A 23,727-nucleotide genomic window follows, 5' to 3' on the forward strand; every position below is an offset into this window, starting at 1 on the left:
CTCCTTTTTGTCGCCGCTTCAGAATTGGATTACAATTATAGGGAAGGGAGGGGATTTCAGATGACGAGCTCATTTTGGGAAGACATCTATCAGAACGTGTTGGCGGGGGGGCGCGTCGAAGGGATCCTCGAGCCGTCTCGGGCGCTACTCTTGTTTGACACGAAAGCGGGAGACGTCTATCACCTGTACATAAGGACCGATAAGGCGTGGGCTAACCACGTCGGGATGGACATCGAGGCGATTATGAATTCGTTCCGCCTTGCCCGTCTAGGGAAGAGTAAGTTACGCATCCATCTGTATGGGGAGCCGCTCGTCGACGAAGAGCGAGTCGCGTCGCTCACGTTCAAGATTCCGGCGAAAGTGACGATTGAGCGGCATATCACGTCAGAAGACATCGGGGAGGCCGACTATCGTCCGCTCGCGCTCGCGCTTGATCAGGAGCGCAAAGCGGAATTGAAACGACGGTTTGCGTTTGGGAAGCCGCAGGCGGTGTATGTATTTATGTTTGTGACGTTTTTCATCATGTGGCTTGCCGAGTCGGTCGGGTCGACGCTCGACCCGAACACGCTCATTCGATTCGGGGCGAAAGTGAATCCGTTGATTGACGAAGGGGAGTGGTGGCGTCTTCTGACGCCAATGTTCCTCCACATCGGTTGGTTCCATTTCGGCATCAACATGTTCGCGCTCTGGTCGCTCGGGCCGCTCGTGGAACGGATGTACGGGTCGCCGCGCTTCGTCATCATTTATCTGTTGGCGGGCATCATCGCGTCGACGGCGTCGTATGCGTTCAGTGATGCCATCTCGGCAGGTGCGTCGGGTGCGCTTTTTGGACTCGTCGGCGCCTTGCTCTACTTTGGGATTCGGGATCGATCACTTTTTATGAAGACACTCGGTCCGCCGTTATTCATTATGTTAGGATTGAATGTAGGACTTGCGTTCGTACTCGGGGCAAGCCTCGACCATTCCGCCCACGCCGGCGGTCTCGTCGGCGGCTTCTTGATGGCGGGTGTCGTCGGTCTCCCGGACGAGACGCGATACATGCGACGCGTCGTGTTCCTCGTTAGCGCAGTCGCGCTTACTGTCGCCTGTTTCCTGTATGGCTATTTTCGATGACAAAGGGGTAATCAAATGATTGATACGTTGAAACAACTTGTAGAAATACCGAGTCCATCGGGGATGACCGATGAAGCGATTGAGTTTGTCGAGCAACAGCTCGCGAAGCTCGACGTAAAGACGAAACGTCTGAATAAAGGGGCGCTCCTTGCCACGTTCGACGGAAAGGTGGGCCCGGCCCGCTTGCTGACGGCACACGTCGACACACTCGGGGCGATGGTGAAAGAGATTTTACCGAGCGGCCGCCTTCGCCTCACGCAAGTCGGCGGTTATGCGTGGACGGCGATTGAGGGGGAGAACTGTCTTGTGCACCGCGAGTCGAATGAAGCGGTCGAAGGGACGATTTTGGTCCATCAATCGAGTGTCCACGTTTATCGAGATACGAATAGCGCCGAACGCTCTGCCTCGAACATCGAGGTCCGGCTCGATGCTGACGTTCATTCTGAGGAAGATGTGCGAGCGCTCGGCATTGAAGTCGGAGATTTCGTCTCGTTCGATCCCCGTTTCAAGCAAACGGACACAGGATACATCAAGTCACGTCATCTCGACGATAAGGCATCGGTGGCGATTTTGCTCGATTTGGCCCGTGACCTCGTTGCCGCCGAGTTGCCGCATCCGGTCCACTACTTGATCTCGAACTATGAGGAAGTCGGGTTCGGCGGCAACGCCGGGATTCCGGACGATGTCGTCGAATATATCGCCGTCGATATGGGGGCGCTTGGAGACGGTCAACACTCGGACGAGTATACGGTCTCGATTTGTGCCAAAGACTCGTCTGGTCCGTACGATTTAAAGTTACGTCGCCAATTCACTTCGATTTGCAGAGACGAAGGCATCGCATTCAAAATCGACGTCTATCCTTTTTATGGTTCGGATGCATCAGCGGCAGTCAGTGCCGGCCATGACGTTCGGCACGCCCTCGTCGGCCCGGGAATCGAGTCGAGCCATAGTTACGAACGGACACACGTTTCTTCGCTCGAGGCGACACGTAAGCTGTTGCATCGATACGTACTCTCGCGAATGGAGGGGCATGTATGAAAAACTTCTATGACGTGCAACAGTTTTTGAAAGGATTTGGGACCATCATTTACATTGGTGAGCGGGATGCTGAAATCAGCTTGATGATGATGGAACTAGATGAACTTCATGCGGGTGGCATCATCGAGCAGCGCGATTATGACACGGCAAAGATCATTTTGACACATGAATTAAAAAATTCGATAGATTGACAGAAAAACCCCTTGTGCAAATGTTTGCACAAGGGGTTCGATAGTGTAAACTATTGAATGAAAGCGATTTATTTGACATGAGGAGTGATGGATATGAAATGGTTATTAGGAATCGACATCGGTGGTACGACGGTGAAAATGGCCGTCCTTGATATGAATGGCATCATTTCGGACAAGTGGGAGATTACGACAGATATTCGTGAGAACGGGGTACATATTCCAAAAGATATCGCGACTTCTTTCAATGCTTATCTTGTAGAATCAGGAAAGTCTAAAGAGGACTTTGCCGGGGCCGGCATCGGGGCACCAGGATTCATCAACTTCTCGGAGGGGATTGTCGAGTATTCACCGAACATCGGATGGAAAAACTTTGCGCTCGTCAGCGAGTTCGAGAAAGCGGTCGGATTGCCGGCTGTTCTCGAGAACGATGCGAACGCGGCCGCGCTCGGCGAGATGTGGAAAGGTGCCGGAGAAGGGGCGTCGGAGCTCCTCGCCGTCACGCTCGGTACAGGCGTCGGAGGCGGTGTCATCACGAATGGAAACATTGTCCACGGGGCAGCGGGAATGGCCGGGGAAATTGGACATATCACCGTCGAGCGTGATACGGCGAAAGCGGTCAAGTGTGGATGTGGCCGCACCGGATGCATCGAGACGATCGCCTCGGCGACGGGCGTCTCGCGTTTGGCGCTACAAAAACGTAAAAATCGGACAACGTCGTTGAATGAATTGAAAGAAGTGACCGCTCGCGATGTGTTCGAAGCGTACAAAGCGAACGATGAAGTGGCAACCGAAGTCGTCGAAGAGATGACGGAATACCTCGGTCTGACGATTTCGAATATCGCCAACACGCTCAACCCGAAGATCATCGTCATCGGTGGCGGCGTCTCGAAAGCGCGTGAAGCACTCCTTGAACCGCTCGATGCCCAGTTCAAACGATTCGCGCTCGAACGCGTGTATGAGTCGACGACGTTCAAAATTGCGGAACTCGAAAACGATGCCGGTGTCATCGGTTGCGCCTGGCTCGCCCGGAAACACTTCTTGCCGACACGCGTCTAACTCGATGTCAGACTGTCACGCCTATGCGACTCGCATAGGCGTGTTTTTTACGTGGAACGGGTATTGAGTAATGTAAATTTTGTAATCGTGGAGTTGATTTTTTGTTAAAAAAGGGGTAAGATTTGAACTTGATACTGGACTGATACCGTTCGTGAAAAAGAGAACAAACTATACACGAACCTCATACGACTGCGGTCGTTAAAAACTGAAAAGAGGAGGAGACCGTCAGATGAAGTCATCTCAACGCTTCTCGAAGCTAACTATGCGACTGAATGAAACGGTCCGCGCTTCGTTTCAAGAATATCGTTTATTCTGGATTTTTACTTTATTGCTTTGGACGAAGACGTACATCGTATACCAATTTTTCTTCAACATTCCGATTGAAAACACTGCGCAAGCCTTCATTTTACTAATCAGCCCGATTAGTTCGACGCTGTTCCTGTTCGCGTTCAGCTTCTTCTTCAAAGGCAGTAAACAAAAATGGGTGATTTTCACGCTCTATGCGTTCGCCTCGTTCATCTTGTTTGCGGATGCTGTCTATTATCGGGAGTTCACAGACTACTTGACGATGCCGGTCATCTTGCAACCGTCGAACATGGAGACGTTGTCGACATCGTTCACGTCATTGCTTGAATGGAAGGACTTGATCATCCTTGGCGATGTGCTCGTGTTGCCGTTCATCCTTTGGAAAGTGAACACGCGTCAGAACGCGGCATCCCATCGACGTGCGCTCGTCACATTCGTGGCGGCCGTCGCGGTGTTCCTCTTCAACTTGTCGCTCGCGGAGACGGAACGCCCAGAGCTCTTGACACGCTCGTTCGACCGCGAACTGCTCGTCAAAAACATCGGGACGTTCAACTTCCACGTGTACGACGCGATGCTCCAGACGAAGACGTCGGCGCAAAAAGCGATGGCAGATGGGTCGGAGCTTGCTGAAATCGAACAGTTCACCCGTCAAAACTATGCGGCGCCGGACCCGGAGCTGTTCGGGAAGTATAAGGGCAAGAACGTCATCGTCGTCTCATTCGAGTCGGCTCAAAACTTCACCCACAACATGAAGGCTTCAAACGGCGAGTACATCACGCCGAACTTGAACAAACTGATTGAAGAGTCACACTTCTGGCCGAACTATTATCACACGGTCGGACAAGGCAAGACGTCCGATGCCGAGTTCGCCCTCGACAATTCGCTCTACGGACTTCCGCGCGGAGCCGTCTACTTCACGAACGCCGATAACGAATATCAGGCCCTTCCTGAAGTGATCAAAGAAGATAATTATTATTCGGCCGTGTTCCATGCGAACAACAAATCGTTCTGGAACCGCGACCATATGTATAAGAACGTCGGGGTCGACGAATTCTTTGACGAGAAGAGCTATGACCTTGGGAACCCAGAAGACATGACCGAGTGGGGACTGCTCGATGATAGTTTCTTCGAACAGTCGATTCCGATGCTTGAAGAGCTTCCGCAACCGTTCTATGCAAAGTTCATCACGCTCACGAACCATTTCCCTTACACGATGCCGAGCGAAGACTATGAGCTCGTGCCGAAGTTCGAGACGAACTCGACGACGCTCAACAACTTCCCGCAGGCGCTCGCCTATCAGGACTATGCGCTCGGGCTGTTCATCGACGAGTTGAAGGCGAACGGCATGTGGGACGACACGATCTTCATCGTCTACGGGGACCATTATGGCATTTCGACGAACCACAACGCCGCGATGGCTGACTTGCTCGGGAAAGAAGAATTGACGCCGTATGACGTGGCGAAACTTCAACAAGTGCCATTCGTCGTCCACCTACCTGACCAAACAAAAGGTGAAGTGCATGAAACGATCGGCAGTCATGTTGATATGAAGCCGACAATTCTCCACTTGTTAGGCATGGATACGTCCGACTTGATCGGATTCGGAAACGACCTGTTCTCGAAAGAACGGAACAGTCGCGCCATCTTCCGGGACGGCACCGTGTTGACCGACGAGTACGTTTGGACGCAATCGACATGTTATGATGCGCAGACAGGCGAAGTCGTCGAGGACGCTTCGCTCTGTGGACCAGTCAACGAAGAGGCAGAGTCGATTCTACAGATGAACGATGATTTGATTTACTCCGATTTGTTGCGTTTCAAAGAACAGTCGAATAACTGATTGAGAAAAGCGTCGTCCGTTCGGACGACGCTTTTACTGTACAAAAAAAACGACCGAAGTCGTTTTTTAGTACTTCATTAGCTTGGAATTCCACCGTAAATCAATGTCGCGATACCGAAAAATCCGAAGACGAGCACGGTGACGGCTGCAAAGGCGAGTGGAAAGAATTGACGCTTCTTGAATGAACGGGCCATTCCCCAAATCGCAACGAGTGCCACGATGAGTGAGATCCATCCAAATGGCTCATACAAATGCATGACGAGTTCCCCCTTTATTATACGTCATGAAATTCATAAAAATTTCACTGAAATATCACTATTATTTTATCCGAAATATGTGACGCTGTCGAGCAAAGAAAGGCGCTGCTACAATTTTGCCACAATATCGATTAGAATGGATACGGAGGTGTTCATAATGAACGTTGTAAAAATCACATCCGGCTTGGCACAAGAGAACGGTTATGTCGTCGAACAGGACGGAACGGTCGTCATCATCGACCCGGGGACGGATGATAGTCGGTTCTTTGAGGCGGTCGAACGGTTCGGCGGATTACACGCCATCTTGTTGACCCACGCCCATTTCGACCATATCGGCGGCATTGATGCGTTACGCGATCGCTTTAACGTGCCCGTGTACGTCCACGAAGCAGAGCGGACGTGGTTAACCGATGACGAAAAGAACGGGGCGGCCAAATTTCATTTGCCATCCGCTTCGATGCGACCTGCGGAACGAACGTATCAAGGAAAAACACTTGAGATTGGGGCGCTCGCGTTTGAGCTGCATCACACGCCGGGACATTCACCTGGGAGTGTGACACTCTATCTTCCAAGTGACAAAATCGCGTTTTGCGGCGACTTGATCTTTAAGCAATCGGTCGGGCGCACCGATTTGTATGGCGGCGACCAGGCCACGTTGCTCGGATCGATTGACCGGCTTCGCCAACTGTTACCAAAAGAGACGGTGCTCTATTCAGGTCACGGCCCGAAAACGACACTCGGGGCCGAAATCACGTCCAATCCTTTCTTTAGCCGATGAACGAAAAAAGATTGTCTCGTCATGAGACAATCTTTTTTTACATTTGGAAGTTACTCCAATACGTGAAGACGATGAAGAAGACCGTCAAATAAGCGCCAAACACGTAGACATACGTTTTTTCAGTCAGTTTCAAATAGCCGAGTGCGACGAAGAAAATAGTTTGAGCCAAAAAGACAAGACCCATAACGATAAAATCATTCGTGTAATGACTGTCGCTTTGATCTCCACCGAGCGCGCCCACGAACGCAAGCGCTGCGATCAACCCAGTCCAAAATCCAAGGACACGGTACATTCTCGCCATGTTAATCCCCCCATACGTACATTATTCCATTCTCATTCACTATTTTACCAACACATTAAAAAAAATGCTACGGAAACGTGTGAATTGAGCAAAATAATCGTGAAAAATATGTGAAATCTTATCGTTGAACAATCTTGTACAAAAAAATAAAAAAAGTTGTACAAACACTGTACATTATTGTCTAACCATTGTATAATCATCTTACACACAACATGTACGAGCGGAAACCGAACTTATAAGGAGGCAATTATAATGGCAAATGAATTGATGTTTTATACGTATCCAAGTTGTACGTCATGTCGAAAAACGAAGGCGTTTTTGCAAGAACAGCAACTCAACGTGAGTGAACGTCATATTTTCCGTGACGCTCCTTCGGTAGATGAATTGAAGACGTTGCTCACATTGTGTGACAACGGCGTCGAATCACTGCTAGCGACAAGAAGCCAGGCGTTCAAGCAATTGAACGTTGACGTCGATGATTTGAAATTGAGCGAGTTGCTTCACTTGATGAGTGAAAATCCAAAGTTGCTGAAACGTCCGATTTTGACGGACGGTAAAGAAGTCATTGTCGGATATGACAAAGTGTCAATCGAGACGTACGCACGTCGCCATGATTTAACTTCAGCTAACGTTTCATAACACAAGTCCACTTTCCTACAGGTGGGCTTTTTTTTATGCTTATCGCGAGGTGGGGACAATGCGTACAGTTACGAGGCGATTGATTGAATTGGCGCGGGAGCATCGGGCAAGTGATGTGCATTTCATGCCGAATGAGCATGATGTGGCGGTCCACTTTCGGTCTGGGACGCGGTTGGACGTGGTCGAGACGTTAGGCAGGACGGAGTATGAACGATTGACGCTACATATGAAATACTGGTGTTCATTGACGGAAACCGATCAACGGGTCCCGCAATCTGGAATGTACAATGCGGAGACGGCGATGATTCGAGTCACGTTCTTGCCGTCGTTCGAGCATACGTTAATGTCATGGCGTATGCCGAACGTGTCGTTCGATTTACATGAACTAGTGGGAAAGGAAGATCAAATGCTGTTTGAGCGATTCGCGATGATGCGACACGGACTCTTTTTAATTGGCGGAGCGACCGGGGCAGGGAAGACGACGGTGTTATACGCCTTGCTCGAGCGGATGAATCACCGACGGATTGTCACGATTGAGAACCCGCCGGAACAACCGATTACCGGTGTTATCCAATTAGAGGTGAACGCGAAGGCGGGCCTCGATCATCGCAGTCTTCTGAAAGAGACGCTGCGGGCCGACCCTGATGTCATCGTCATCGGCGAGGTTCGGACGAGCGAAGAATTGAAAGTCGCGCATGATGCAGCGCTTAGCGGGCATCTGACGATTGCGACGTTTCACACATCCACGATTGAAGACGGGGAACGCCGTCTCAGAGAGTTAGCGGGCGACATGGAAATCAATCGATACTGGTGTGTGCTTCACCGAGGAGAGGAGATGACATGTTCATGGTCACTACCCGAGTCATGTGTGAACTGAACACGATCCGTCGATTTTTAAGGTTACAGTCACGAGGTGTCGGATTGAAAAAGGCGTTTGAGACGCTCGAGATGCATGAACGTGGAAAGCGTCGCCAAAGCGTGACGAACATGCGTGTCGCGCTCGAAGAAGGGGCGTCACTCGCCGAAGTGTTTGCGACACTCGTCTCGAACGAGCGGATGCGAGAGTTGCTCGAGACGGCGGAACGCGGACACCATTTTATTGAAGGGCTCGAGCAAGTGCTCGCCTTGTCGGAAATGCGGTCCTCCCTTGAACAGGAGTTGAAGCAGCTAGCCCGATACCCGCTCGTCATTATGACGATGTTGTTTGGTCTAGGCACGATTTACGCCCTGTATATTTTTCCTAAGCTGTTGACGATGGTCGAGCTCGAACGGTTGAGCGGCATGAACGCGATTTTGTTATCGAAGTGGTTCTTCCCGGGCTTGTTCGTCTGTTTCCTTGTTGCGGCGGCCGGTCTCTATCGTCTTGGAAAAGCCGGGGTCATCCGCATTCCGCTCATAGAGCGGGGGCAGCGACTATACGTCACGTACTTGTTCGTCAGTGAACTTTCGCTACTTCAGGACGGAGAGGCGTCAGTGCGCCACATCGTTGAGCGGTTGGCTGTAGGGGACGGCGAAGTGGCGATGATTGCGAGACGAATACATGACCGGATGTCGGCCGGCTATGAGCTTGAAGCGGCCGCGAGGGACGAACCGTTTTTAGACCACGAAGTTGTGAGTCTGTTTGGCGTCGGTTCCGTCAGCGGGGAGCTGGGTACGATGATGGCCGTCCATCGGGAACTCGTCTTTGAAGAGATGGAAAGTTATTGGAAAGAACTGATTGCCAAGGCGGAACCGGCGTTATATGGTGTGTTAACGGTCATGGTGACGATGATGTTTTATACGATTTATTTACCGGTACAACTGATTATGGGTCAACTATGAGGAGGAATTAAGATGATCAATCGGGATACGGAACGCGGTTTCACACTTGTCGAGATGGCAGCGGTCTTGTTGATTATTTCTGTTTTGTTGTTACTGCTCGTCCCGTCGATGACGGACGGGAAGAGCCGAGCCGACAGCGTCAGTTGCGAAGGGAGTGTCCGCATCGTCGAGTCAGAGATTAACCTCTATTATGCGGAGCATAAAACATATCCTGAGACTCTCGCGGTCATCAAACGCGGCGGCGCGACGGATCCACTCACGTACAGTTGTCAGTCGACGGCGTATACGTACGCGCCGGCAACAGGCACGCTCACAAAAAAATGAGGCAAGATGGCTATACGTTCATTGAGATGGCGGCGGTGCTGCTCGTCTTGTCATCGATGCTACTACTGGCAATGCCGGCGGTACGTTCGATTGACCGCCTCGCTTTAATCGACTTCACTGAAGGGCTCTTGTCCGACATCGCGGAGGTGGGCCAGTATCCTTATGTCGCCGCTGACGAGAAATGCGTGCCGCGCTTGCGCTGGTACGTGAAAGAACGGCGCTATCATATCACATGCGGATTGACGTCGATTAAGACGGTCCCAGTTCCAGATGGGATTGTGCTCAGTCTGCCGACGTCAAGCGAGATTGTGTTCTCGAAGACGGCGGCTTCGTATGCCGGGCAATGGAAATTTTCTTCAGGCACCCAATCGATCACACTAAAGTTTCGGATGGGGACGTACGAACCGGAGGTGATTCGAAGTGAGGGGTTTTGAACGAGGTGTCACGCTATGGGAGATTTGTCTGAGCCTGGCATTGCTACTTGGATGGATCGGAGTACTCGTCCCGTTTATCGTGAACGGCAATGAACGAATCGAACGATTGGAAGCGACGGTCCGGCAGTATGAAGCGTTGCAACGGGAGGTGTTGATCGATGCAGCTAACCCGAGCGGGCGAGGACGTGTCTGTGTTGAAGAGTTATGTCTGCCGACCCTTTGAGCGCGGGTACACGATGTTAGAACTGACGTTTGTACTCATGCTCGTCCCGTTGTTCGTCGGACTTCTCGTCCATCTGCTCTCGCTCGGTGAGACGTTGTATGAGCAGCCGAGAGGAAATGTGACGACGACTTCTCAGCTGTTCGTCCGTAAAGTCATCGACAGTCGGGATTGTGCCGTCAAGGACGGCCGTCTCATCGGTGTATACGTGCGTCCGGACGAGACGACGTGGTCGTGGACGTTGAAACAGATTAACGGCAACTTGGTCATGGTCGGGGACGGGGGAGGGAATCTATTATTCGTCAGAGGAATCGAACAGTATCGTGTCGAATCGGTAGGGCAGGGGTATCAAATCCGGTTCGACGATCGGCATGGGAAGCGGGAAAAATACGTGATGTGCATGAGAGCGGCTTCTTCCTCCTCTCTTCCTTGATTGTCGTGACATGGATACTTGGCGCATCGTTGTTTTGGTATACTGATATTGAACGAAGTACGGAACGGCTGTCCCGTGATATTCTCGCCATCCGGTTCGAAGCGCACTTGCTCGTGGCGAAAGCGAACTGCAAGGCGAAAGCTGCCGCCATAACGAGACCGACCGGGACAGTCTCGTGCCGACCGCTCGGGAGCGGGACGACGGAAGTCGAAATCCGGCTCGTGACGGGCGAGCGACATAAAGAGGTGATTTATTTCGATGAGTAAGCCGTTTTATATCATCGGGTTTATGGGTACAGGTAAAACAAGCGTAAAACGATATCTTGAAACAACAAATCATGTCGTCGACTTAGACGAACAGCTAGAACGACATGCCGGTATGGACATTCCGTCCTTCTTTGATCAACACGGGGAAGTTGCCTTTCGTGAACTCGAGAGTGAGCTTTTGCGATCGACGAAGGCGGAGTATATTATGACCGGCGGGGGCATCGTGGAGCGTCCGGGAAACATTAAATGGATGAAGGCGCACGGTACGGTCATTGCGCTAGATTTGCCGTTCGAATTGTGTTGGGAACGGATTCGTCATTCAAGCCGCCCGCTCGTCAAAGGCGGCAAAGAGAACGTACGCGCCTTATATGACCGTCGTCTACCGCTTTACCGGGAGGCGGATATCGTCCTCGATGCCTCACGTGGTACAGAAGACGTCGTTCGACAATTAAATCGATTGAAGGAGGAGAACGAATGATTTGGATTAACTTGGGCATCGTCGTGCTCGCGCTAGTCGGGCTCGGCTTATATGGCTTTCTTCTATACAAAAAGAAGATGGCAGGGGACGTCCGGCGCGTCAAACGCCTGACCGAACGTTTTCAGATTCGGATTGGCGTGATTCAACAGTTGATTGATGAGATTAAACGTCACGTCGACACGGTGAACGCGTCCGTCGCCGAAATGAAACGGTTATCGGTCAAAGTGAAGACGGAGTCGGTCGAGCTGAAAGATGCATCGATCGGTTTGACACAAGAAATCAAACGGACCGCAGGAATTGAAAGCTCGCCCGTTTCCACTGAGAGCAAAATATGAAATAATGAGGATGAAAACGTTTCCGTTTTCCATCCTCTTTCTTTTTGGTCGTTTTAGGCTAGGCAGCAGCTGTGAAAATTGATAGAGTGATAGTGGAAACGAAATATTTCATTTGTTTTTATTTTTATGTTCGGGATTGGGGGATAATATGGAGAAAGTTACGCTTAAACGTACGCCTTTGTATGACTTGATCGCACCGAAGGCGAAAATGGTGGAGTTTGCGGGGTTTGATATGCCGATCATGTTTTCAACGATTAAAGAAGAGCATATGGCCGTCCGCGAAAATGTCGGGATGTTCGACGTCTCGCATATGGGGGAAATTCGGATCGAAGGGCCTGACGCGTTACAAAACGTCCAACGGCTCGTGACGAATGACGTGTCAAAACTTCAAATCGGCCAAGCCCAGTACAACTTGTTCTGTTTACCTGACGGCGGTGTCGTCGACGATCTGCTCGTCTATCGATTAGACGAAGACGCGTTCTGGCTCGTCGTCAACGCCTCGAATATCGAAAAAGATGTCGCGCACGTCAACGCTTACGTCGAAGGGGACGTCACTGTGACGGATGAGTCGGATGCATACGGTCAAATCGCAGTCCAAGGGCCAAAAGCAGAGGAAATCCTATCCAAATTGACGGATTTACCGCTCGCAGAGATTAAATTCTTCCGTTTCCTCACAGGAGACGTGGCTGGTGTGTCGACGATCGTCTCTAGAAGTGGTTACACCGGCGAGGATGGTTTTGAGTTATATGCGCGGGCAGAACACATCGGTCGGATTTGGTCAGCGCTCGAGAACGAGCAAGTGACACCGTGTGGGCTCGGTTCGCGTGACACGTTGCGATTTGAGGCATGTTTACCGTTATATGGCCATGAACTCGACGAGACGGTCACGCCGTTCGAGGCGAACGTGAACTTTGCGGTGAAGCTCGATACAGACTTCATCGGGAAAGACGCACTCGTGAAACAAAAAGAGGATATTCCGCGCCGGATGATTGGCTTGAAGCTACTTGGGCGAGGCATCGCCCGTCAAGGCGCGACTGTCGAGTTTGACGGAGAGACGATTGGCGTCGTCACGACGGGTACGATGCCACCGACCGTGAACGAATCAATCGCCTGGGCTCGGATCGATCGCCGCTTCGTGGAAGAGACGCACTTCATCGTCGACGTCCGGGGGAAAAAAATAGAAGCCGAACGCGTACCGACACCGTTTTATAAACGTAAATAAACAGGGGGATTCAGAATGAACAGAATGGAATTTCGCTATTTGCCGATGACAGAACAAGATGAGCGTGACATGTTGCACACGATCGGCGTCGAGTCGATTGATAACTTGCTTGAAGACATCCCGGCCTCATTACGAGAGTCGGCATCGCTGTCAGCGATCGGGGCACCGCTCCCTGAAGTGGATCTCGTCCGTCATATGACGAAACTCGCCGAGAAAAACATGCATACGAAATCGCATCCGAGCTTCCTTGGCGCGGGCATGTACGATCATTTGTCGCCGAGCGTCATGAACCATATGTTGCTTCGCTCTGAGTTTTACACGGCATACACGCCGTACCAACCTGAAATTTCACAAGGAGAACTTCAAGCGATGTTTGAGTTTCAGACGATGATTTGTGAATTGACAGGGATGGATGTCGCCAACTCATCGATGTACGATGGCATCACGTCGCTCGCTGAGGCAACATATCTCGCGAGCGCCCACACGAAGAAAAAACGTATCGTCGTCTCGGGGGCGGTCCATCCTGAAGCGAAAGACGTGATTCGGACGTATGCTGGCGGCCCAGGGCTTGACGTAGAAGTCACACCGGTCGTCGACGGCTTGACGTCGGGCGATCTCGATTTGACAGATGCCTCGTGTCTCGTCGTCCAGTACCCGAACTTCTACGGTCGAATCGAAGATTTGGCGTCGCTTGCGAAAGCGGCACACGATGCGGGGGCGCTCTTCGTCGTCTCGAGTAACCCGCTCGCGTTGGGCGTACTCGAATCACCAGGTGCGCTCGGGGCCGACATCACGGTCGGTGATGCGCAACCGTTCGGGATTCCTCAAAGTTTCGGTGGGCCATCGTGTGGTTACTTTGCCGTCAAAAAGGCACTCATGCGTAAACTGCCAGGCCGACTCGTCGGTCAGACGGTCGATGAGGACGGCAAACGTGGGTTCGTGTTGACGCTTCAGGCGCGGGAGCAACATATCCGCCGTGATAAAGCGACGTCTAACATCTGTTCGAACCAAGCGCTCAACGCCCTCGCTGCATCCATCACGATGTCGGCGCTCGGGAAGTATGGGATTCGCGACATGGCGGTCCGCAACATGCAGACGGCGCACTACATGAAAGAGTCATTGAAGGCAGCCGGTTATGCCGTGATTGATGAAGGTCCGATGTTCAACGAGTTCGTCGTCGATTTCGGTGTCGACGCCGACGACGTGTCGCGCCACTTGCTCGACCATGGCATCATCGGCGGATTACCGCTCGGGACGTATGAGGCGGAGCGCCGCACACAGATGCTCGTCTGTGCGACCGAGCTCCGGACGAAAGAGGAAATTGATCAATTTGTTGAAGTGGTTGGGGGGATGAACTGATGCAACACGAACAAACGCTCATTTTTGAAGTGTCACGTGCCGGCCGGACCGGCTACAACTTGCCGACACCGACAGTACCAGAAGTGGACCTCGAGTCGCTACTACCGGCATCGATGATTCGAAAACAAACGGCTGAGCTACCGGAAGTATCTGAACTCGACGTCGTGCGCCACTATACGTCGCTCTCGACGCGGAACCATGGCGTTGACTCTGGTTTCTATCCGCTCGGGTCGTGTACGATGAAGTACAACCCGAAAGTGAATGAAGACATGGCACGTCTTCCTGGCTTCGCCCACATCCACCCGCTCCAACCGGTCGAATCGGTTCAAGGGGCGCTCGAGATGATGGTCGATCTTCAAGACAAGCTCGCTGAAATCACGGGAATGGACGAAGTGACGCTTCAACCGGCCGCAGGTGCCCACGGGGAATGGACGGGCCTCATGCTCATTAAAGCGTTCCATCATCATAACGGGGACATGCAGCGGACGAAAGTACTCGTACCGGACTCTGCTCACGGTACGAACCCCGCTTCCGCTGTCGTGGCAGGATTCGAGACGGTGACGGTCAAATCGGATGCGCGTGGTCTCGTCGACTTGGACGATTTGAAAGCGAAAGTCGGGGATGACACGGCAGCGCTCATGTTGACGAACCCGAACACACTCGGCTTGTTCGAAGCGGACATTCTCGAAATCAGTAAAGTCGTCCATGAGGCGGGCGGGAAGCTGTATTACGACGGTGCCAACTCGAATGCGATTCTCGGAATCGCCCGTCCGGGGGATATGGGCTTTGACGTCGTGCACTTGAACTTGCACAAGACGTTTACAGGACCGCACGGCGGTGGTGGACCGGGATCGGGTCCGGTCGGTGTCAAGCGGGACTTGATACCATACTTGCCGACGCCGATCGTCCGAAAAGCGGAATCGGGCTACACGCTCGACTATGACCGTCCGCAGTCGATTGGCCGAATCAAACCGTTCTACGGAAACTTTGGCATCAACGTCCGGGCGTATAGTTACATCAAGACGATGGGTGCGGAAGGATTGACGCGCGTGTCGCGTGAAGCCGTCTTGAACGCCAACTACATGTTCGCCCGATTGAAGGACGCGTTCGATGTGCCGTACGACACGTATTGCAAACACGAGTTCGTCTTGTCCGGCAAACGTCAAAAAGCGCTCGGCGTCCGTACGCTCGATATCGCCAAACGCTTGCTCGACTTCGGCTATCACCCGCCGACGATTTACTTCCCGCTCAACGTCGAGGAGTGCATCATGGTCGAGCCGACGGAGACCGAGTCGAAAGAGACGCTCGACGCATTCTGTGACGCGATGCTCCAAATTGTGAAGGAAGCAGAAGAGAATCCTGAAATCGTCCAGACGGCGCCGCATACGACCGTCGTCAAGCGACTCGACGAGACGCTCGCTGCCCGGAAGCCAGTGCTCAAATATGAGCACCGACAGCCTTCATCAATCAATTGACCAATGAAACGAGGCCCGCTCCCGTCAAGAGAGTGGACCTCGTCCTAAAAAAACGGCCGATCCTCTGCGATGAGAATCGGCCGTTTTGGCTTAATCTTTTTTGATTTTGCCTTTCCAGTTCTTGAATCCGCCTTCGAGCATATAGACGTCCGTGAATCCGTTCTTCAATAGCAGCTTGGCCGCCTGGTTCGTCCGGGACTTCCCTTGGCAGTACATGAGGATCGGTTGGTCCTTACGAAGTTCTTTCATGCGTAATTTCATCTGACCGACGGGGATGTTCCGCGCGCCGATGATGTGACCACCTTTGTATTCGTTCGGTTCGCGGACATCAATCAATTGTCCTTTTCGGAGCGAGGCCCGGAATTCTTCTTGCTTCATCTTTTTCAAACCACGTGCTGGCATGAAGCGCCATACGATGTATGCGATGAGTGCACCCCATAGGATGATGACGAGGATTGTTTCGATTCCCATTACTGTTCTTCCTTTCTCTACTTGAGTTACCACCATTCATTATAAAGAAGATAAGGTCATGAGACAATGATTGACTCACGGATTTCCGCCTCGCGCTTTCGGTTTATGGGTCGTTACGCTAAAATAAAGATTGGAGAATGGAACTGAAGGGGAGGCCACGCCCATGCCGACACCGAGTATGGAAGATTATTTAGAACGAATCTATTTATTGATGGAGGAAAAAGGGTACGCCCGAGTATCCGATATCGCGGAACATTTAGGGGTGCACCCTTCTTCAGTCACGAAGATGGTCCAAAAGCTCGACCGAGAAGACTATTTGGTTTACGAAAAATATCGCGGCCTCATGTTGACGCATAAAGGTCAAAAGATTGGAAAGCGGCTTGTCGAGCGCCATACGATGTTGGAATCGTTTCTCCGGCTCATTGGAGCAGACGAAGCGCACGTCTATGAAGACGTTGAGGGAATCGAGCATCACTTGAGTTCGGATACCCTCGACTGTATGACGGGATTCGTGGAGTTTTTCGAGGATAAGCCGGAATTGATGGAGCAGTTTCATGAGTTCCAGCAACATCGTCGCACCCAAGATGAATCATGAAAGTGAGGTGTCGGTCGTCGGACCGGTGCCTTTTTTGATGGATACCCTTCTAAAACCGAACATTAAAAATAAATTTAAGAATAACATCTGGTTTTTTACTAGTGTTGTGATAGAATGGGGGCTGGATAGATTGAAGAGGGGGTGACGGCGCGCGATGCGCCGACATGATGAATATTCAGATTAAAGGAAAATTATTTGATGAGGATCAGATTAAACACCGTGTGCGCGAACTTGCAGAGCAGATTGAACGGGATGCGGCGGGGACGCCGATCGTTCTTGTTGCCGTCCTTAAAGGGTCGATGGTGTTTGCGGCTGACTTGATGCGACAGATGAACGGGAGCGTCCAACTCGATACGGTCGCGGCGTCTTCATACGGCAAAAAGTCAGTCTCGAGCGGAAACGTCCAATTACGAAAAGATCTCGACTTGGATGTCGAAGGCAAATACGTCGTCATCATCGAAGACATCATCGACACGGGTCAAACACTGAAATTCTTATGTCAGCACATGTCGCTCCATCAACCGGGCGAGTTGAAAATCTGTACGCTCCTCGACAAGCCGGCCCGTCGTCTCGTCACACTCGAAGCGGATTATGTCGGTTTTGAGATTCCGGATGAGTTCGTCATCGGCTATGGGATTGATTACGCCGAGCAGTATCGCAACTTGCCTTACATTGGTTTCGTGGAGACGGACTAAAAAACAGGAGGGACACATGATTGTGTCGCCTCCTGTTTACATATTCGCTTTTTTCTTCTTCTTGCCCTTTTTGCCTTCGATGACGGTGAGTTGCGGTCTGTCCGTCCGATTCAAGGACGGGCGTTTTGACAGTTTCGTCACGTTCGATCCAGGCTTTTGCTTCACTTTTTTCTTCGCGGCCGCCGAAGGTTTCACTTGAGGGCTGTTCGGACGTTGCATCCGCTTTTTCGAGGCTTGGGCCGTCTTGCGGTAACGCATGTCTTCAGCCGAGATTTTAGGCGCCATGAACACTTTGTAAATCACATAAAAGATTAACCCGAAAATACCGATGAAAAGCAACTGTCTGAACAAACGACCGGGGTCGGTCGCGAGCATGTGCCCGACACCGATGAAGCCTAAGATGAACACGATGGTCGCTGCGGTCGAGCCGATTCTTTGTCTGATCATGGCGTTTCCTCCTCTTTAACCCTCTCTTTTAACGGCCGGTTGAACGGTTTCGGCGCGCTCCCACGTCTCGAACGCCTCGATGGCGACTTGGATTTGTTCATCGTTTGGCTCACGTGTTGTCAACAACTGAAGTGAGAGGCCGGGTTTGCCGAGAACCGACAAATAACGATGATCGCGGAAACGGTTCGTAAATTGAAGTACTTCGAATGAGATGCCGATGACGACCGGCAACAGTGCGATGCGGCTGACGAGTCGGACCCAGAGCGGGTCAATCGGCACAATCATATAGACGCCGATGCCGACGAACACGGTGAACAAGATGAAGCTCGAACCGCAACGATAGTGCAGTCGTGAGCTCGCGCGAACGTTCTCGACCGTAATCGGTCGACCGGACTCGTAACAATTGATGACTTTATGCTCGGCACCGTGATACTGAAACACGCGCTTGATGAGCGGAGTCAAGGAAATCAAGTAGAGATAACTGAGCAGTAATACTAATTTTATTCCCCCTTCGAGGAGGTTTTGAATCACGTGTCCGGACAATGCCGGCACGCTTTGAAACATGGCGGCCAATAATGCCGGGGTGACGTTGAAGATAAGCTTCCCGAAAACGTAGGAGATGACCCCGACGATGGCAATCATGAGCACCATAAAGATGTTTTGTTTTTTCTCGGGTTTCTCGACTGCATCTTCGCTCGGGTCGACATCGTAGCGGTCACTCGCGAACGTCATGTGGGCCGAGCCGTTCTTCAACGACTCATATAACGCGACGATGCCGCGCAGAAATGGGACTTTCTTTAAAGACTGTACCCAAGGCACGAGGATGCGAGGTTGACTGAACGTCTCGATTGACCCGTCTTTACGCCGGATCGCCGAAGCGCTCTCGCTCCGTCCTTGAAACATCACACCTTCAACGAGCGCCTGCCCGCCGACGGGGATGGATGGTTTAGTTGTCATACGATTTCCTCGATTCTAGCCGTAGTATAGTTGAATTATACCGTGATTCGTTCGAAAAACGAAACCTTAGGTGACTCGATTCACGCACTGTGTCTAAATTTGTTACAATAGAAGCGACTTGACGAAGGGGGAATGTAGATTGCGTATTCTTGTGTTGAACGGACCGAATTTGAATCTGCTGGGCAGACGGGAACCTGACGTGTACGGAAACGTATCATTGAAGGGGTTAGCCAGTGAGTTGATGCTCGTTGCGCCTGATGACGTCGAGCTCACGTTCGTCCAATCGAATCATGAAGGCGCGTTACTCGATGCGTTGCACGAGGCGTTCGATTACGAAGGGGTCATCTTCAATGCCGGTGCCTACACGCATACGTCGATCGCGCTTCGAGATGCCATCGCGGCCATCTCCGCCCCTGTCGTCGAAGTACATATCTCGAACGTGCATGCCCGTGAGTCGTTTCGGCATGAATCGAAGCTTGCCGCCGTCTGTCTCGGCGTCATCAGTGGCTTCGGCTTGACGAGTTATACGCTCGCGTTGCACGCATTAATCGAACATTGGAGGAATCGCCATGATTGAACGTGTCAGTAAGTTACAACGTGAACTCGCCGCTAACGGGATTGACGGACTACTCGTGACGAAACGAGAGAACATCCGTTATTTGTCTGGCTTCACCGGGTCGAGCGGTGTCGTCTTGATCACACCGGAATCGGCAAGCTTTATTACCGATTTCCGTTATACAGAGCAAGCTGCGAGCCAAGTGAAAGGCTATTCGATCGTCGAACTCAAAACGTCGCTCGTCAAGTCGGTCGCTGAAATCGCTGCGCATGAGTCGGTGAAGCGCCTCGGAATCGAGCAAGACGATATGACGGTCGGATCGTACCGGACATATGAGAAGGAAGTGACGGCAGAGCTCGTCGAGACGTCAGGAATTGTGGAAAAGCTACGCTTGATTAAGGATGAGGCAGAGCTTAAGATAATGAAGGAAGCTGCGGCGATTGCCGATGCGGCTTTCGAACATATCCAAACGTTCATTCGTCCAGGTCGGACCGAGAAAGAAGTCGCGAACGAACTCGAGATGTTCATGCGTGGCCAAGGAGCGGACTCATCATCGTTTGATATGATCGTCGCCTCAGGATGGCGCTCAGCTCTCCCGCACGGCGTAGCGAGTGACAAGGTGATTGAAGCGGGCGAACTCGTCACGCTTGATTTCGGCGCATATTACAAAGGCTACTGTTCGGATATCACCCGGACACTCGCGGTCGGCGATATCTCGGACGAACTGCGTAACATTTACGACACGGTGCTCAAAGCGCAGCTCGCGGGCGTAGCCGGGACGAAAGCCGGCATCTCAGGAATCGAGGCGGACGCGTTGACGCGTGACGTCATCAAAGATGCCGGTTACGGGGAGTACTTCGGTCACTCGACCGGGCATGGACTCGGTATGGAAGTGCATGAGGCGCCGGGGCTGTCATTCCGCTCCGAGACGATTCTCGAGCCGGGCATGGTCGTCACGATTGAGCCGGGCATTTATATCGCGGGTGTCGGCGGTTGCCGCATCGAGGACGATGTCGTGATCACGGAGGACGGATGTGTTCGTCTCACGCAATCGCCAAAAGAGTTAATCACGATTGAGGCGTAAGCCTCGTCTGAATTTAGGAGGAAATCAACATGGTATCAGTAAACGATTTAAAAACAGGCCTCACGGTCAAAACGTCAGACGGTTCAATTTGGCAAGTCATCGAATTCCAACACGTCAAGCCAGGTAAAGGCGCTGCCTTCGTTCGGACGAAGATGCGTAACTTGCGCACAGGTGCGATCCAAGAAACGACGTTCCGTGGTGGGGAACGCATCGAACGGGCTCACATCGAGCGCAAACGCATGCAGTATCTTTATCCGATGGGTGACACGTACGTGTTCATGGACAACGAATCGTACGAGCAACTCGAATTGACGAGCGAACAAGTAAAAGCGGCCCTTCCATACATGCTTGAAAACATGGAAGTGAGCATTGCGGACTACAACGGCGAGATTCTCGGTATCGAGCTCCCGACGACGGTCGTCTTGACGATCGTTGAAGCCGACCCAGGCGTCAAAGGGGATACGGCATCGAACGTCAAGAAAAACGCGACGGTCGAAACGGGCCACATCATCCAAGTGCCGCTCTTCATCGAGCCGGGTGAAAAAGTTACGGTCGATACACGGACTGGTGAGTTCACGGGCCGTTATAACGGGTAAAGATTAGGGTGTTCATTCTTCGGAATGGACGCCCTTTTTTGTCGTTGCATTCACTGGTCTGACCAGTTATAGTAGAGTAGAGTTTAGTACCAGGTATAAACAGGGGGTATATTCATGCAAATCGATCATATTAAAGAGCTGATGGAATTGCTCGATCAAACGTCAATCCATGAAATGGAACTTGAGACGTCTGATTTTAAATTGTCATTGAAAAAAGAGGCGGTCCCACAAGTCGTCACACAAGCCGCGCACGCAGTCCCGGTCACGCCGGTTGCAGCACCTGTCGTCACGAACGACGTGGAAGAAGTGGCTGCACCTGTTGCCACGCCAGCCTATAAAACGATTACCTCGCCGATGGTCGGGACGTTCTATTCACGCCCGGCACCGGACAAAGAAGCGTTCGTGAACGTCGGAGACCGAGTCGAGACAGGTCAAGTCGTCTGTATTCTCGAAGCGATGAAGTTGTTTAATGACGTCGAAGCGGAAATCAGTGGCGAAATCGTCGAAGTGCTCGTGGCCGACGGTGATTTGGTCGAATACGGTCAAGCGCTCTTCAGCGTGAAGTGAGGTCGCTATGAAACTACTCATTGCAAACCGTGGTGAAATCGCTGTCCGAATCATCCGAGCAGCGAAAGAATTGAATATTCCGACCGTCGCCGTCTTCTCGGAGGCAGATCGGGAGGCGCTTCATGTCAAGCTCGCGGACGAGGCGTATTGCATCGGACCGAACCCGTCGAAAGACTCGTATTTGAATATCCCGAACATTTTATCGGTCGCTTGTGCGGTCGATGCGACGATGATTCACCCGGGATATGGCTTTTTGGCGGAAAATGCGGAATTCGCCGAGATGAGCGAAGCGTGCGGCATTCAGTTCGTCGGTCCGAGCAGCTATGCGATTCGAAAGATGGGCATCAAGGACGAAGCAAAACGGACGATGATCGAGTCGGGCGTCCCGGTCGTACCGGGTTCGAGCGGCGTCGTGACGGACGGGGAGGCCATCGAACTCGCCCGTGAGATCGGCTACCCGGTCATCATCAAAGCGACAGCCGGCGGTGGCGGACGCGGGATTCGTGTCGCGTTCGATGAAGCGGAACTGATTAAAGGGCTCAGCGCGACGCGTAAAGAAGCGAAGCAGGCGTTCGGGAACGGCGACGTCTATTTAGAGAAATATATCGAATCGTTCCGTCACGTCGAAGTACAAGTGCTCGCCGATCAATATGGAAATGTCATCCACTTAGGCGAACGGGATTGTACGATTCAGCGCCGCATGCAAAAACTCGTCGAAGAAGCGCCGTCTCCGGCCATCGACGAAGCGACAAGACGGGCGATGGGCGAAGCGGCCGTCAAAGCGGCGAAGGCGATCCGGTATTCAGGTGCCGGGACGATCGAGTTCATCTACGTCCCGGAAGTGAACGAATTCTACTTCATGGAGATGAACACCCGGATTCAAGTTGAACATCCGGTGACCGAGATGATCACTGGGTTTGACCTCGTCCAAGCGCAGCTTGAGGTCGCGCTCGGTCATCCGCTCGCCATCTCGCAAGAAGACATCACTTTTTCCGGTCACTCGATTGAATGTCGCATCAACGCCGAAGACCCGTTCTCGGACTTCCGGCCGATGGCTGGGAAGATCGATCAATACATCATCCCAGGCGGTATGGGGGTCCGCGTCGACAGTGGGCTCTATGCCGGTGCCGTCATCCCGCCGTTCTATGATTCGATGGTCGCGAAGTTGATCGTCCATGCCCCGACTCGGGAAGAGGCGATTGCGAAAATGCTCCGGGCCCTCGATGAATTCACGGTATCGGGCATCCATACGACAATTCCGTTCCACCAGCAAGTGATGGCGCACGAGCGTTTTAAAACCGGTTCGTTCGACACGAAATTTGTCGAAAAAGAAATGACGCTCTCGAAATAACGACTTTCAGGAAGCCCGAACATTATTTCGGGCTTCCTTGTTTTTTGTACTGAATTTATGAGTGCTTTATGCTAAACTATCACAATGAAAGCAAGCAAAAGGAGAGTATCTGAATGAAACGTCATGAAGCACGCGAAAAAGCGATTCAAACGCTTTTTCAAATCGAAGTATCAAATCTTGAGGTCGAGGACGCGATTGAGTTCGCGCTCGACGGGACAGAGTCTGACCCGTTCTATGAGCAACTCGTCACGGAGACGCTCGAGCATAAAGAAGAGATTGACGCCCTGCTCGTCGAGAACTTGAAGAACTGGCGCCTCGATCGACTCGGAAACGTCGAGCGGACGATTCTCCGTATGGCGACGTACGAGTTGCTCTACGTCGAGACGATCCCTGAAAGTGTCACGATCAACGAGGCGGTTGAACTCGCCAAATCGTTCGCAGACGAAGAAGCGGCAAAGCTCGTCAACGGCGTACTCGGCAATATCATCAAAGCGTAAATCAACTAAAAGAGAAGACACCACA

Annotated in this window: 32 protein-coding genes; 27 read left to right on the forward strand and 5 right to left on the reverse strand. The window is 51.9% G+C overall.

The features are described from left to right. Nucleotides 1-60 precede the first annotated feature (60 nt). The 5 genes from RT52_RS14545 to RT52_RS14565 all read left to right on the forward strand — a co-directional run bounded on the left by RT52_RS14545 (nt 61) and on the right by RT52_RS14565 (nt 5,544). A complete protein-coding gene (locus RT52_RS14545) occupies nt 61-1,113 on the forward strand; it encodes a rhomboid family intramembrane serine protease (RefSeq protein WP_034818088.1) in 1,053 nt (350 codons plus the stop codon). A gap of 15 nt (nt 1,114-1,128) precedes the next feature. After that, complete coding sequence (locus tag RT52_RS14550) at nt 1,129-2,151, forward strand: M42 family metallopeptidase (protein WP_034818090.1); 1,023 nt, start codon at nt 1,129-1,131, stop codon at nt 2,149-2,151. Beyond that, complete coding sequence (locus RT52_RS14555; RefSeq protein WP_034805884.1) at nt 2,148-2,342, forward strand: YqgQ family protein; 195 nt, start codon at nt 2,148-2,150, stop codon at nt 2,340-2,342. The genes RT52_RS14550 and RT52_RS14555 overlap by 4 nt, the downstream gene beginning before the upstream one ends. 87 nt (nt 2,343-2,429) lie before the next feature. Continuing rightward, a complete protein-coding gene (locus RT52_RS14560) occupies nt 2,430-3,398 on the forward strand; it encodes an ROK family glucokinase (protein ID WP_034818091.1) in 969 nt (322 codons plus the stop codon). A 229-nt stretch (nt 3,399-3,627) separates the two neighbouring features. After that, nucleotides 3,628-5,544 carry an LTA synthase family protein gene (locus tag RT52_RS14565; RefSeq protein ID WP_034818092.1) on the forward strand — a complete coding sequence of 639 codons (1,917 nt, stop codon included), beginning with the start codon at nt 3,628-3,630 and terminating at the stop codon, nt 5,542-5,544. Between the two features lie 77 nt (nt 5,545-5,621). On the opposite strand, the gene RT52_RS14570 is transcribed toward RT52_RS14565, so the two are convergent. Further along, on the reverse strand, nt 5,622-5,801 hold the full coding sequence (locus RT52_RS14570; RefSeq protein ID WP_034805892.1) for a DUF2759 domain-containing protein: 180 nt from the start codon (nt 5,799-5,801) through the stop codon (nt 5,622-5,624). 157 nt (nt 5,802-5,958) lie between these two features. Here RT52_RS14570 and RT52_RS14575 point away from each other — a divergent pair, with 157 nt between their 5' ends. Beyond that, nucleotides 5,959-6,579, forward strand: coding sequence for an MBL fold metallo-hydrolase (locus tag RT52_RS14575; RefSeq protein WP_034805894.1), 621 nt, complete (start codon nt 5,959-5,961; stop codon nt 6,577-6,579). A gap of 37 nt (nt 6,580-6,616) precedes the next feature. Here the strand turns inward: RT52_RS14575 and RT52_RS14580 are convergent, their stop codons facing one another. After that, nucleotides 6,617-6,880 (reverse strand): DUF2626 domain-containing protein, encoded by a 264-nt coding sequence (locus tag RT52_RS14580; RefSeq protein ID WP_034805897.1) that lies wholly within the window; start codon nt 6,878-6,880, stop codon nt 6,617-6,619. Between the two features lie 252 nt (nt 6,881-7,132). Here RT52_RS14580 and RT52_RS14585 point away from each other — a divergent pair, with 252 nt between their 5' ends. The 13 genes from RT52_RS14585 (at nt 7,133) to gcvPB (ending at nt 15,886) form a co-directional block, all read left to right on the forward strand. After that, on the forward strand, nt 7,133-7,519 hold the full coding sequence (locus tag RT52_RS14585) for a Spx/MgsR family RNA polymerase-binding regulatory protein (protein ID WP_034805899.1): 387 nt from the start codon (nt 7,133-7,135) through the stop codon (nt 7,517-7,519). 58 nt (nt 7,520-7,577) lie between these two features. Then, the gene (locus RT52_RS14590) at nt 7,578-8,396 is read left to right on the forward strand and encodes an ATPase, T2SS/T4P/T4SS family (RefSeq protein ID WP_034818093.1); all 819 of its coding nucleotides are present in this window, start codon (nt 7,578-7,580) and stop codon (nt 8,394-8,396) included. Then, nucleotides 8,384-9,340, forward strand: coding sequence for a type II secretion system F family protein (locus RT52_RS14595; RefSeq protein ID WP_276324958.1), 957 nt, complete (start codon nt 8,384-8,386; stop codon nt 9,338-9,340). Before RT52_RS14590 ends, RT52_RS14595 begins: the two co-directional genes overlap by 13 nt. Before the next feature lie 12 nt (nt 9,341-9,352). After that, on the forward strand, nt 9,353-9,664 hold the full coding sequence (locus RT52_RS14600; RefSeq protein WP_034805903.1) for a prepilin-type N-terminal cleavage/methylation domain-containing protein: 312 nt from the start codon (nt 9,353-9,355) through the stop codon (nt 9,662-9,664). After that, entirely contained in the window at nt 9,661-10,098 is a 438-nt protein-coding gene (locus tag RT52_RS14605) for a prepilin-type N-terminal cleavage/methylation domain-containing protein (protein WP_034805905.1), read from the forward strand. Before RT52_RS14600 ends, RT52_RS14605 begins: the two co-directional genes overlap by 4 nt. Next, entirely contained in the window at nt 10,085-10,321 is a 237-nt protein-coding gene (locus RT52_RS14610) for a hypothetical protein (protein WP_034818095.1), read from the forward strand. Before RT52_RS14605 ends, RT52_RS14610 begins: the two co-directional genes overlap by 14 nt. Further along, complete coding sequence (locus RT52_RS14615; RefSeq protein ID WP_156028828.1) at nt 10,257-10,751, forward strand: hypothetical protein; 495 nt, start codon at nt 10,257-10,259, stop codon at nt 10,749-10,751. The genes RT52_RS14610 and RT52_RS14615 overlap by 65 nt, the downstream gene beginning before the upstream one ends. A 29-nt stretch (nt 10,752-10,780) precedes the next feature. Then, complete coding sequence (locus RT52_RS14620; protein ID WP_162174549.1) at nt 10,781-11,017, forward strand: hypothetical protein; 237 nt, start codon at nt 10,781-10,783, stop codon at nt 11,015-11,017. Continuing rightward, on the forward strand, nt 11,010-11,495 hold the full coding sequence (locus tag RT52_RS14625) for a shikimate kinase (protein ID WP_034818101.1): 486 nt from the start codon (nt 11,010-11,012) through the stop codon (nt 11,493-11,495). The genes RT52_RS14620 and RT52_RS14625 overlap by 8 nt, the downstream gene beginning before the upstream one ends. After that, the gene (locus tag RT52_RS14630; protein WP_034805919.1) at nt 11,492-11,830 is read left to right on the forward strand and encodes a hypothetical protein; all 339 of its coding nucleotides are present in this window, start codon (nt 11,492-11,494) and stop codon (nt 11,828-11,830) included. The genes RT52_RS14625 and RT52_RS14630 overlap by 4 nt, the downstream gene beginning before the upstream one ends. A 148-nt stretch (nt 11,831-11,978) precedes the next feature. Further along, on the forward strand, nt 11,979-13,052 hold the full coding sequence (gcvT, locus tag RT52_RS14635) for a glycine cleavage system aminomethyltransferase GcvT (protein WP_034818103.1): 1,074 nt from the start codon (nt 11,979-11,981) through the stop codon (nt 13,050-13,052). Between the two features lie 24 nt (nt 13,053-13,076). Continuing rightward, a complete protein-coding gene (gene gcvPA, locus RT52_RS14640; RefSeq protein ID WP_034818282.1) occupies nt 13,077-14,411 on the forward strand; it encodes an aminomethyl-transferring glycine dehydrogenase subunit GcvPA in 1,335 nt (444 codons plus the stop codon). Continuing rightward, entirely contained in the window at nt 14,411-15,886 is a 1,476-nt protein-coding gene (gene gcvPB, locus RT52_RS14645; protein WP_034818104.1) for an aminomethyl-transferring glycine dehydrogenase subunit GcvPB, read from the forward strand. The genes gcvPA and gcvPB overlap by 1 nt, the downstream gene beginning before the upstream one ends. A 90-nt stretch (nt 15,887-15,976) precedes the next feature. Here the strand turns inward: gcvPB and RT52_RS14650 are convergent, their stop codons facing one another. Beyond that, entirely contained in the window at nt 15,977-16,357 is a 381-nt protein-coding gene (locus tag RT52_RS14650; RefSeq protein WP_081825815.1) for a rhodanese-like domain-containing protein, read from the reverse strand. A gap of 163 nt (nt 16,358-16,520) precedes the next feature. Here RT52_RS14650 and mntR point away from each other — a divergent pair, with 163 nt between their 5' ends. Both mntR and hpt read left to right on the forward strand, forming a co-directional pair. Further along, entirely contained in the window at nt 16,521-16,952 is a 432-nt protein-coding gene (gene mntR / locus RT52_RS14655) for a transcriptional regulator MntR (protein ID WP_034805927.1), read from the forward strand. A 167-nt stretch (nt 16,953-17,119) separates the two neighbouring features. Further along, on the forward strand, nt 17,120-17,647 hold the full coding sequence (gene hpt / locus RT52_RS14660) for a hypoxanthine phosphoribosyltransferase (RefSeq protein ID WP_034818284.1): 528 nt from the start codon (nt 17,120-17,122) through the stop codon (nt 17,645-17,647). 36 nt (nt 17,648-17,683) lie between these two features. On the opposite strand, the gene RT52_RS14665 is transcribed toward hpt, so the two are convergent. Continuing rightward, the gene (locus tag RT52_RS14665) at nt 17,684-18,094 is read right to left on the reverse strand and encodes an SA1362 family protein (protein ID WP_034805933.1); all 411 of its coding nucleotides are present in this window, start codon (nt 18,092-18,094) and stop codon (nt 17,684-17,686) included. A gap of 15 nt (nt 18,095-18,109) precedes the next feature. Further along, nucleotides 18,110-19,051 (reverse strand): DUF1385 domain-containing protein, encoded by a 942-nt coding sequence (locus tag RT52_RS14670; protein WP_034818105.1) that lies wholly within the window; start codon nt 19,049-19,051, stop codon nt 18,110-18,112. 139 nt (nt 19,052-19,190) lie between these two features. Here RT52_RS14670 and aroQ point away from each other — a divergent pair, with 139 nt between their 5' ends. From aroQ to nusB, 6 genes are all read left to right on the forward strand, one after another. Further along, on the forward strand, nt 19,191-19,628 hold the full coding sequence (gene aroQ, locus RT52_RS14675; RefSeq protein ID WP_034805937.1) for a type II 3-dehydroquinate dehydratase: 438 nt from the start codon (nt 19,191-19,193) through the stop codon (nt 19,626-19,628). Continuing rightward, nucleotides 19,624-20,691: a M24 family metallopeptidase gene (locus tag RT52_RS14680; protein WP_034806041.1), complete on the forward strand. Its 1,068-nt coding sequence runs from the start codon at nt 19,624-19,626 to the stop codon at nt 20,689-20,691. Before aroQ ends, RT52_RS14680 begins: the two co-directional genes overlap by 5 nt. Nucleotides 20,692-20,720: 29 nt before the next feature. Beyond that, nucleotides 20,721-21,287: an elongation factor P gene (gene efp, locus RT52_RS14685; RefSeq protein WP_024371514.1), complete on the forward strand. Its 567-nt coding sequence runs from the start codon at nt 20,721-20,723 to the stop codon at nt 21,285-21,287. Nucleotides 21,288-21,401: 114 nt separating this feature from the next. Continuing rightward, nucleotides 21,402-21,854: an acetyl-CoA carboxylase biotin carboxyl carrier protein gene (gene accB, locus RT52_RS14690; protein WP_034818107.1), complete on the forward strand. Its 453-nt coding sequence runs from the start codon at nt 21,402-21,404 to the stop codon at nt 21,852-21,854. Between the two features lie 7 nt (nt 21,855-21,861). Continuing rightward, entirely contained in the window at nt 21,862-23,205 is a 1,344-nt protein-coding gene (gene accC / locus RT52_RS14695; protein WP_034805940.1) for an acetyl-CoA carboxylase biotin carboxylase subunit, read from the forward strand. 113 nt (nt 23,206-23,318) lie between these two features. After that, nucleotides 23,319-23,702 (forward strand): transcription antitermination factor NusB, encoded by a 384-nt coding sequence (gene nusB, locus RT52_RS14700; RefSeq protein WP_024371517.1) that lies wholly within the window; start codon nt 23,319-23,321, stop codon nt 23,700-23,702. Nucleotides 23,703-23,727 lie beyond the last annotated feature (25 nt).

The organism is Exiguobacterium alkaliphilum 12/1 (genome assembly GCF_000714435.1).
GTDB classification, from domain to species: Bacteria; Bacillota; Bacilli; order Exiguobacteriales; family Exiguobacteriaceae; genus Exiguobacterium; species Exiguobacterium alkaliphilum.

What these genes read in the sequence shown, in the direction of transcription:
- RT52_RS14595 (WP_276324958.1), top strand. Translation starts at nt 8,384, where the DNA reads ATGTGTGAACTGAACACGATCCGTCGATTTTTAAGGTTACAGTCACGA.
- RT52_RS14665 (WP_034805933.1), bottom strand. Translation starts at nt 18,094, where the DNA reads ATGATCAGACAAAGAATCGGCTCGACCGCAGCGACCATCGTGTTCATC.
- RT52_RS14560 (WP_034818091.1), top strand. Translation starts at nt 2,430, where the DNA reads ATGGATATGAAATGGTTATTAGGAATCGACATCGGTGGTACGACGGTG.
- RT52_RS14590 (WP_034818093.1), top strand. Translation starts at nt 7,578, where the DNA reads ATGCGTACAGTTACGAGGCGATTGATTGAATTGGCGCGGGAGCATCGG.
- RT52_RS14585 (WP_034805899.1), top strand. Translation starts at nt 7,133, where the DNA reads ATGGCAAATGAATTGATGTTTTATACGTATCCAAGTTGTACGTCATGT.
- RT52_RS14545 (WP_034818088.1), top strand. Translation starts at nt 61, where the DNA reads ATGACGAGCTCATTTTGGGAAGACATCTATCAGAACGTGTTGGCGGGG.
- accB (WP_034818107.1), top strand. Translation starts at nt 21,402, where the DNA reads ATGCAAATCGATCATATTAAAGAGCTGATGGAATTGCTCGATCAAACG.
- RT52_RS14605 (WP_034805905.1), top strand. Translation starts at nt 9,661, where the DNA reads ATGAGGCAAGATGGCTATACGTTCATTGAGATGGCGGCGGTGCTGCTC.
- gcvPB (WP_034818104.1), top strand. Translation starts at nt 14,411, where the DNA reads ATGCAACACGAACAAACGCTCATTTTTGAAGTGTCACGTGCCGGCCGG.
- efp (WP_024371514.1), top strand. Translation starts at nt 20,721, where the DNA reads ATGGTATCAGTAAACGATTTAAAAACAGGCCTCACGGTCAAAACGTCA.
- RT52_RS14615 (WP_156028828.1), top strand. Translation starts at nt 10,257, where the DNA reads ATGCAGCTAACCCGAGCGGGCGAGGACGTGTCTGTGTTGAAGAGTTAT.
- RT52_RS14625 (WP_034818101.1), top strand. Translation starts at nt 11,010, where the DNA reads ATGAGTAAGCCGTTTTATATCATCGGGTTTATGGGTACAGGTAAAACA.
- RT52_RS14565 (WP_034818092.1), top strand. Translation starts at nt 3,628, where the DNA reads ATGAAGTCATCTCAACGCTTCTCGAAGCTAACTATGCGACTGAATGAA.
- RT52_RS14570 (WP_034805892.1), bottom strand. Translation starts at nt 5,801, where the DNA reads ATGCATTTGTATGAGCCATTTGGATGGATCTCACTCATCGTGGCACTC.
- gcvT (WP_034818103.1), top strand. Translation starts at nt 11,979, where the DNA reads ATGGAGAAAGTTACGCTTAAACGTACGCCTTTGTATGACTTGATCGCA.
- RT52_RS14555 (WP_034805884.1), top strand. Translation starts at nt 2,148, where the DNA reads ATGAAAAACTTCTATGACGTGCAACAGTTTTTGAAAGGATTTGGGACC.
- RT52_RS14580 (WP_034805897.1), bottom strand. Translation starts at nt 6,880, where the DNA reads ATGGCGAGAATGTACCGTGTCCTTGGATTTTGGACTGGGTTGATCGCA.
- accC (WP_034805940.1), top strand. Translation starts at nt 21,862, where the DNA reads ATGAAACTACTCATTGCAAACCGTGGTGAAATCGCTGTCCGAATCATC.
- nusB (WP_024371517.1), top strand. Translation starts at nt 23,319, where the DNA reads ATGAAACGTCATGAAGCACGCGAAAAAGCGATTCAAACGCTTTTTCAA.
- gcvPA (WP_034818282.1), top strand. Translation starts at nt 13,077, where the DNA reads ATGGAATTTCGCTATTTGCCGATGACAGAACAAGATGAGCGTGACATG.
- mntR (WP_034805927.1), top strand. Translation starts at nt 16,521, where the DNA reads ATGCCGACACCGAGTATGGAAGATTATTTAGAACGAATCTATTTATTG.
- RT52_RS14630 (WP_034805919.1), top strand. Translation starts at nt 11,492, where the DNA reads ATGATTTGGATTAACTTGGGCATCGTCGTGCTCGCGCTAGTCGGGCTC.
- RT52_RS14670 (WP_034818105.1), bottom strand. Translation starts at nt 19,051, where the DNA reads ATGACAACTAAACCATCCATCCCCGTCGGCGGGCAGGCGCTCGTTGAA.
- RT52_RS14575 (WP_034805894.1), top strand. Translation starts at nt 5,959, where the DNA reads ATGAACGTTGTAAAAATCACATCCGGCTTGGCACAAGAGAACGGTTAT.
- RT52_RS14650 (WP_081825815.1), bottom strand. Translation starts at nt 16,357, where the DNA reads ATGGGAATCGAAACAATCCTCGTCATCATCCTATGGGGTGCACTCATC.
- RT52_RS14550 (WP_034818090.1), top strand. Translation starts at nt 1,129, where the DNA reads ATGATTGATACGTTGAAACAACTTGTAGAAATACCGAGTCCATCGGGG.
- hpt (WP_034818284.1), top strand. Translation starts at nt 17,120, where the DNA reads ATGAATATTCAGATTAAAGGAAAATTATTTGATGAGGATCAGATTAAA.
- RT52_RS14600 (WP_034805903.1), top strand. Translation starts at nt 9,353, where the DNA reads ATGATCAATCGGGATACGGAACGCGGTTTCACACTTGTCGAGATGGCA.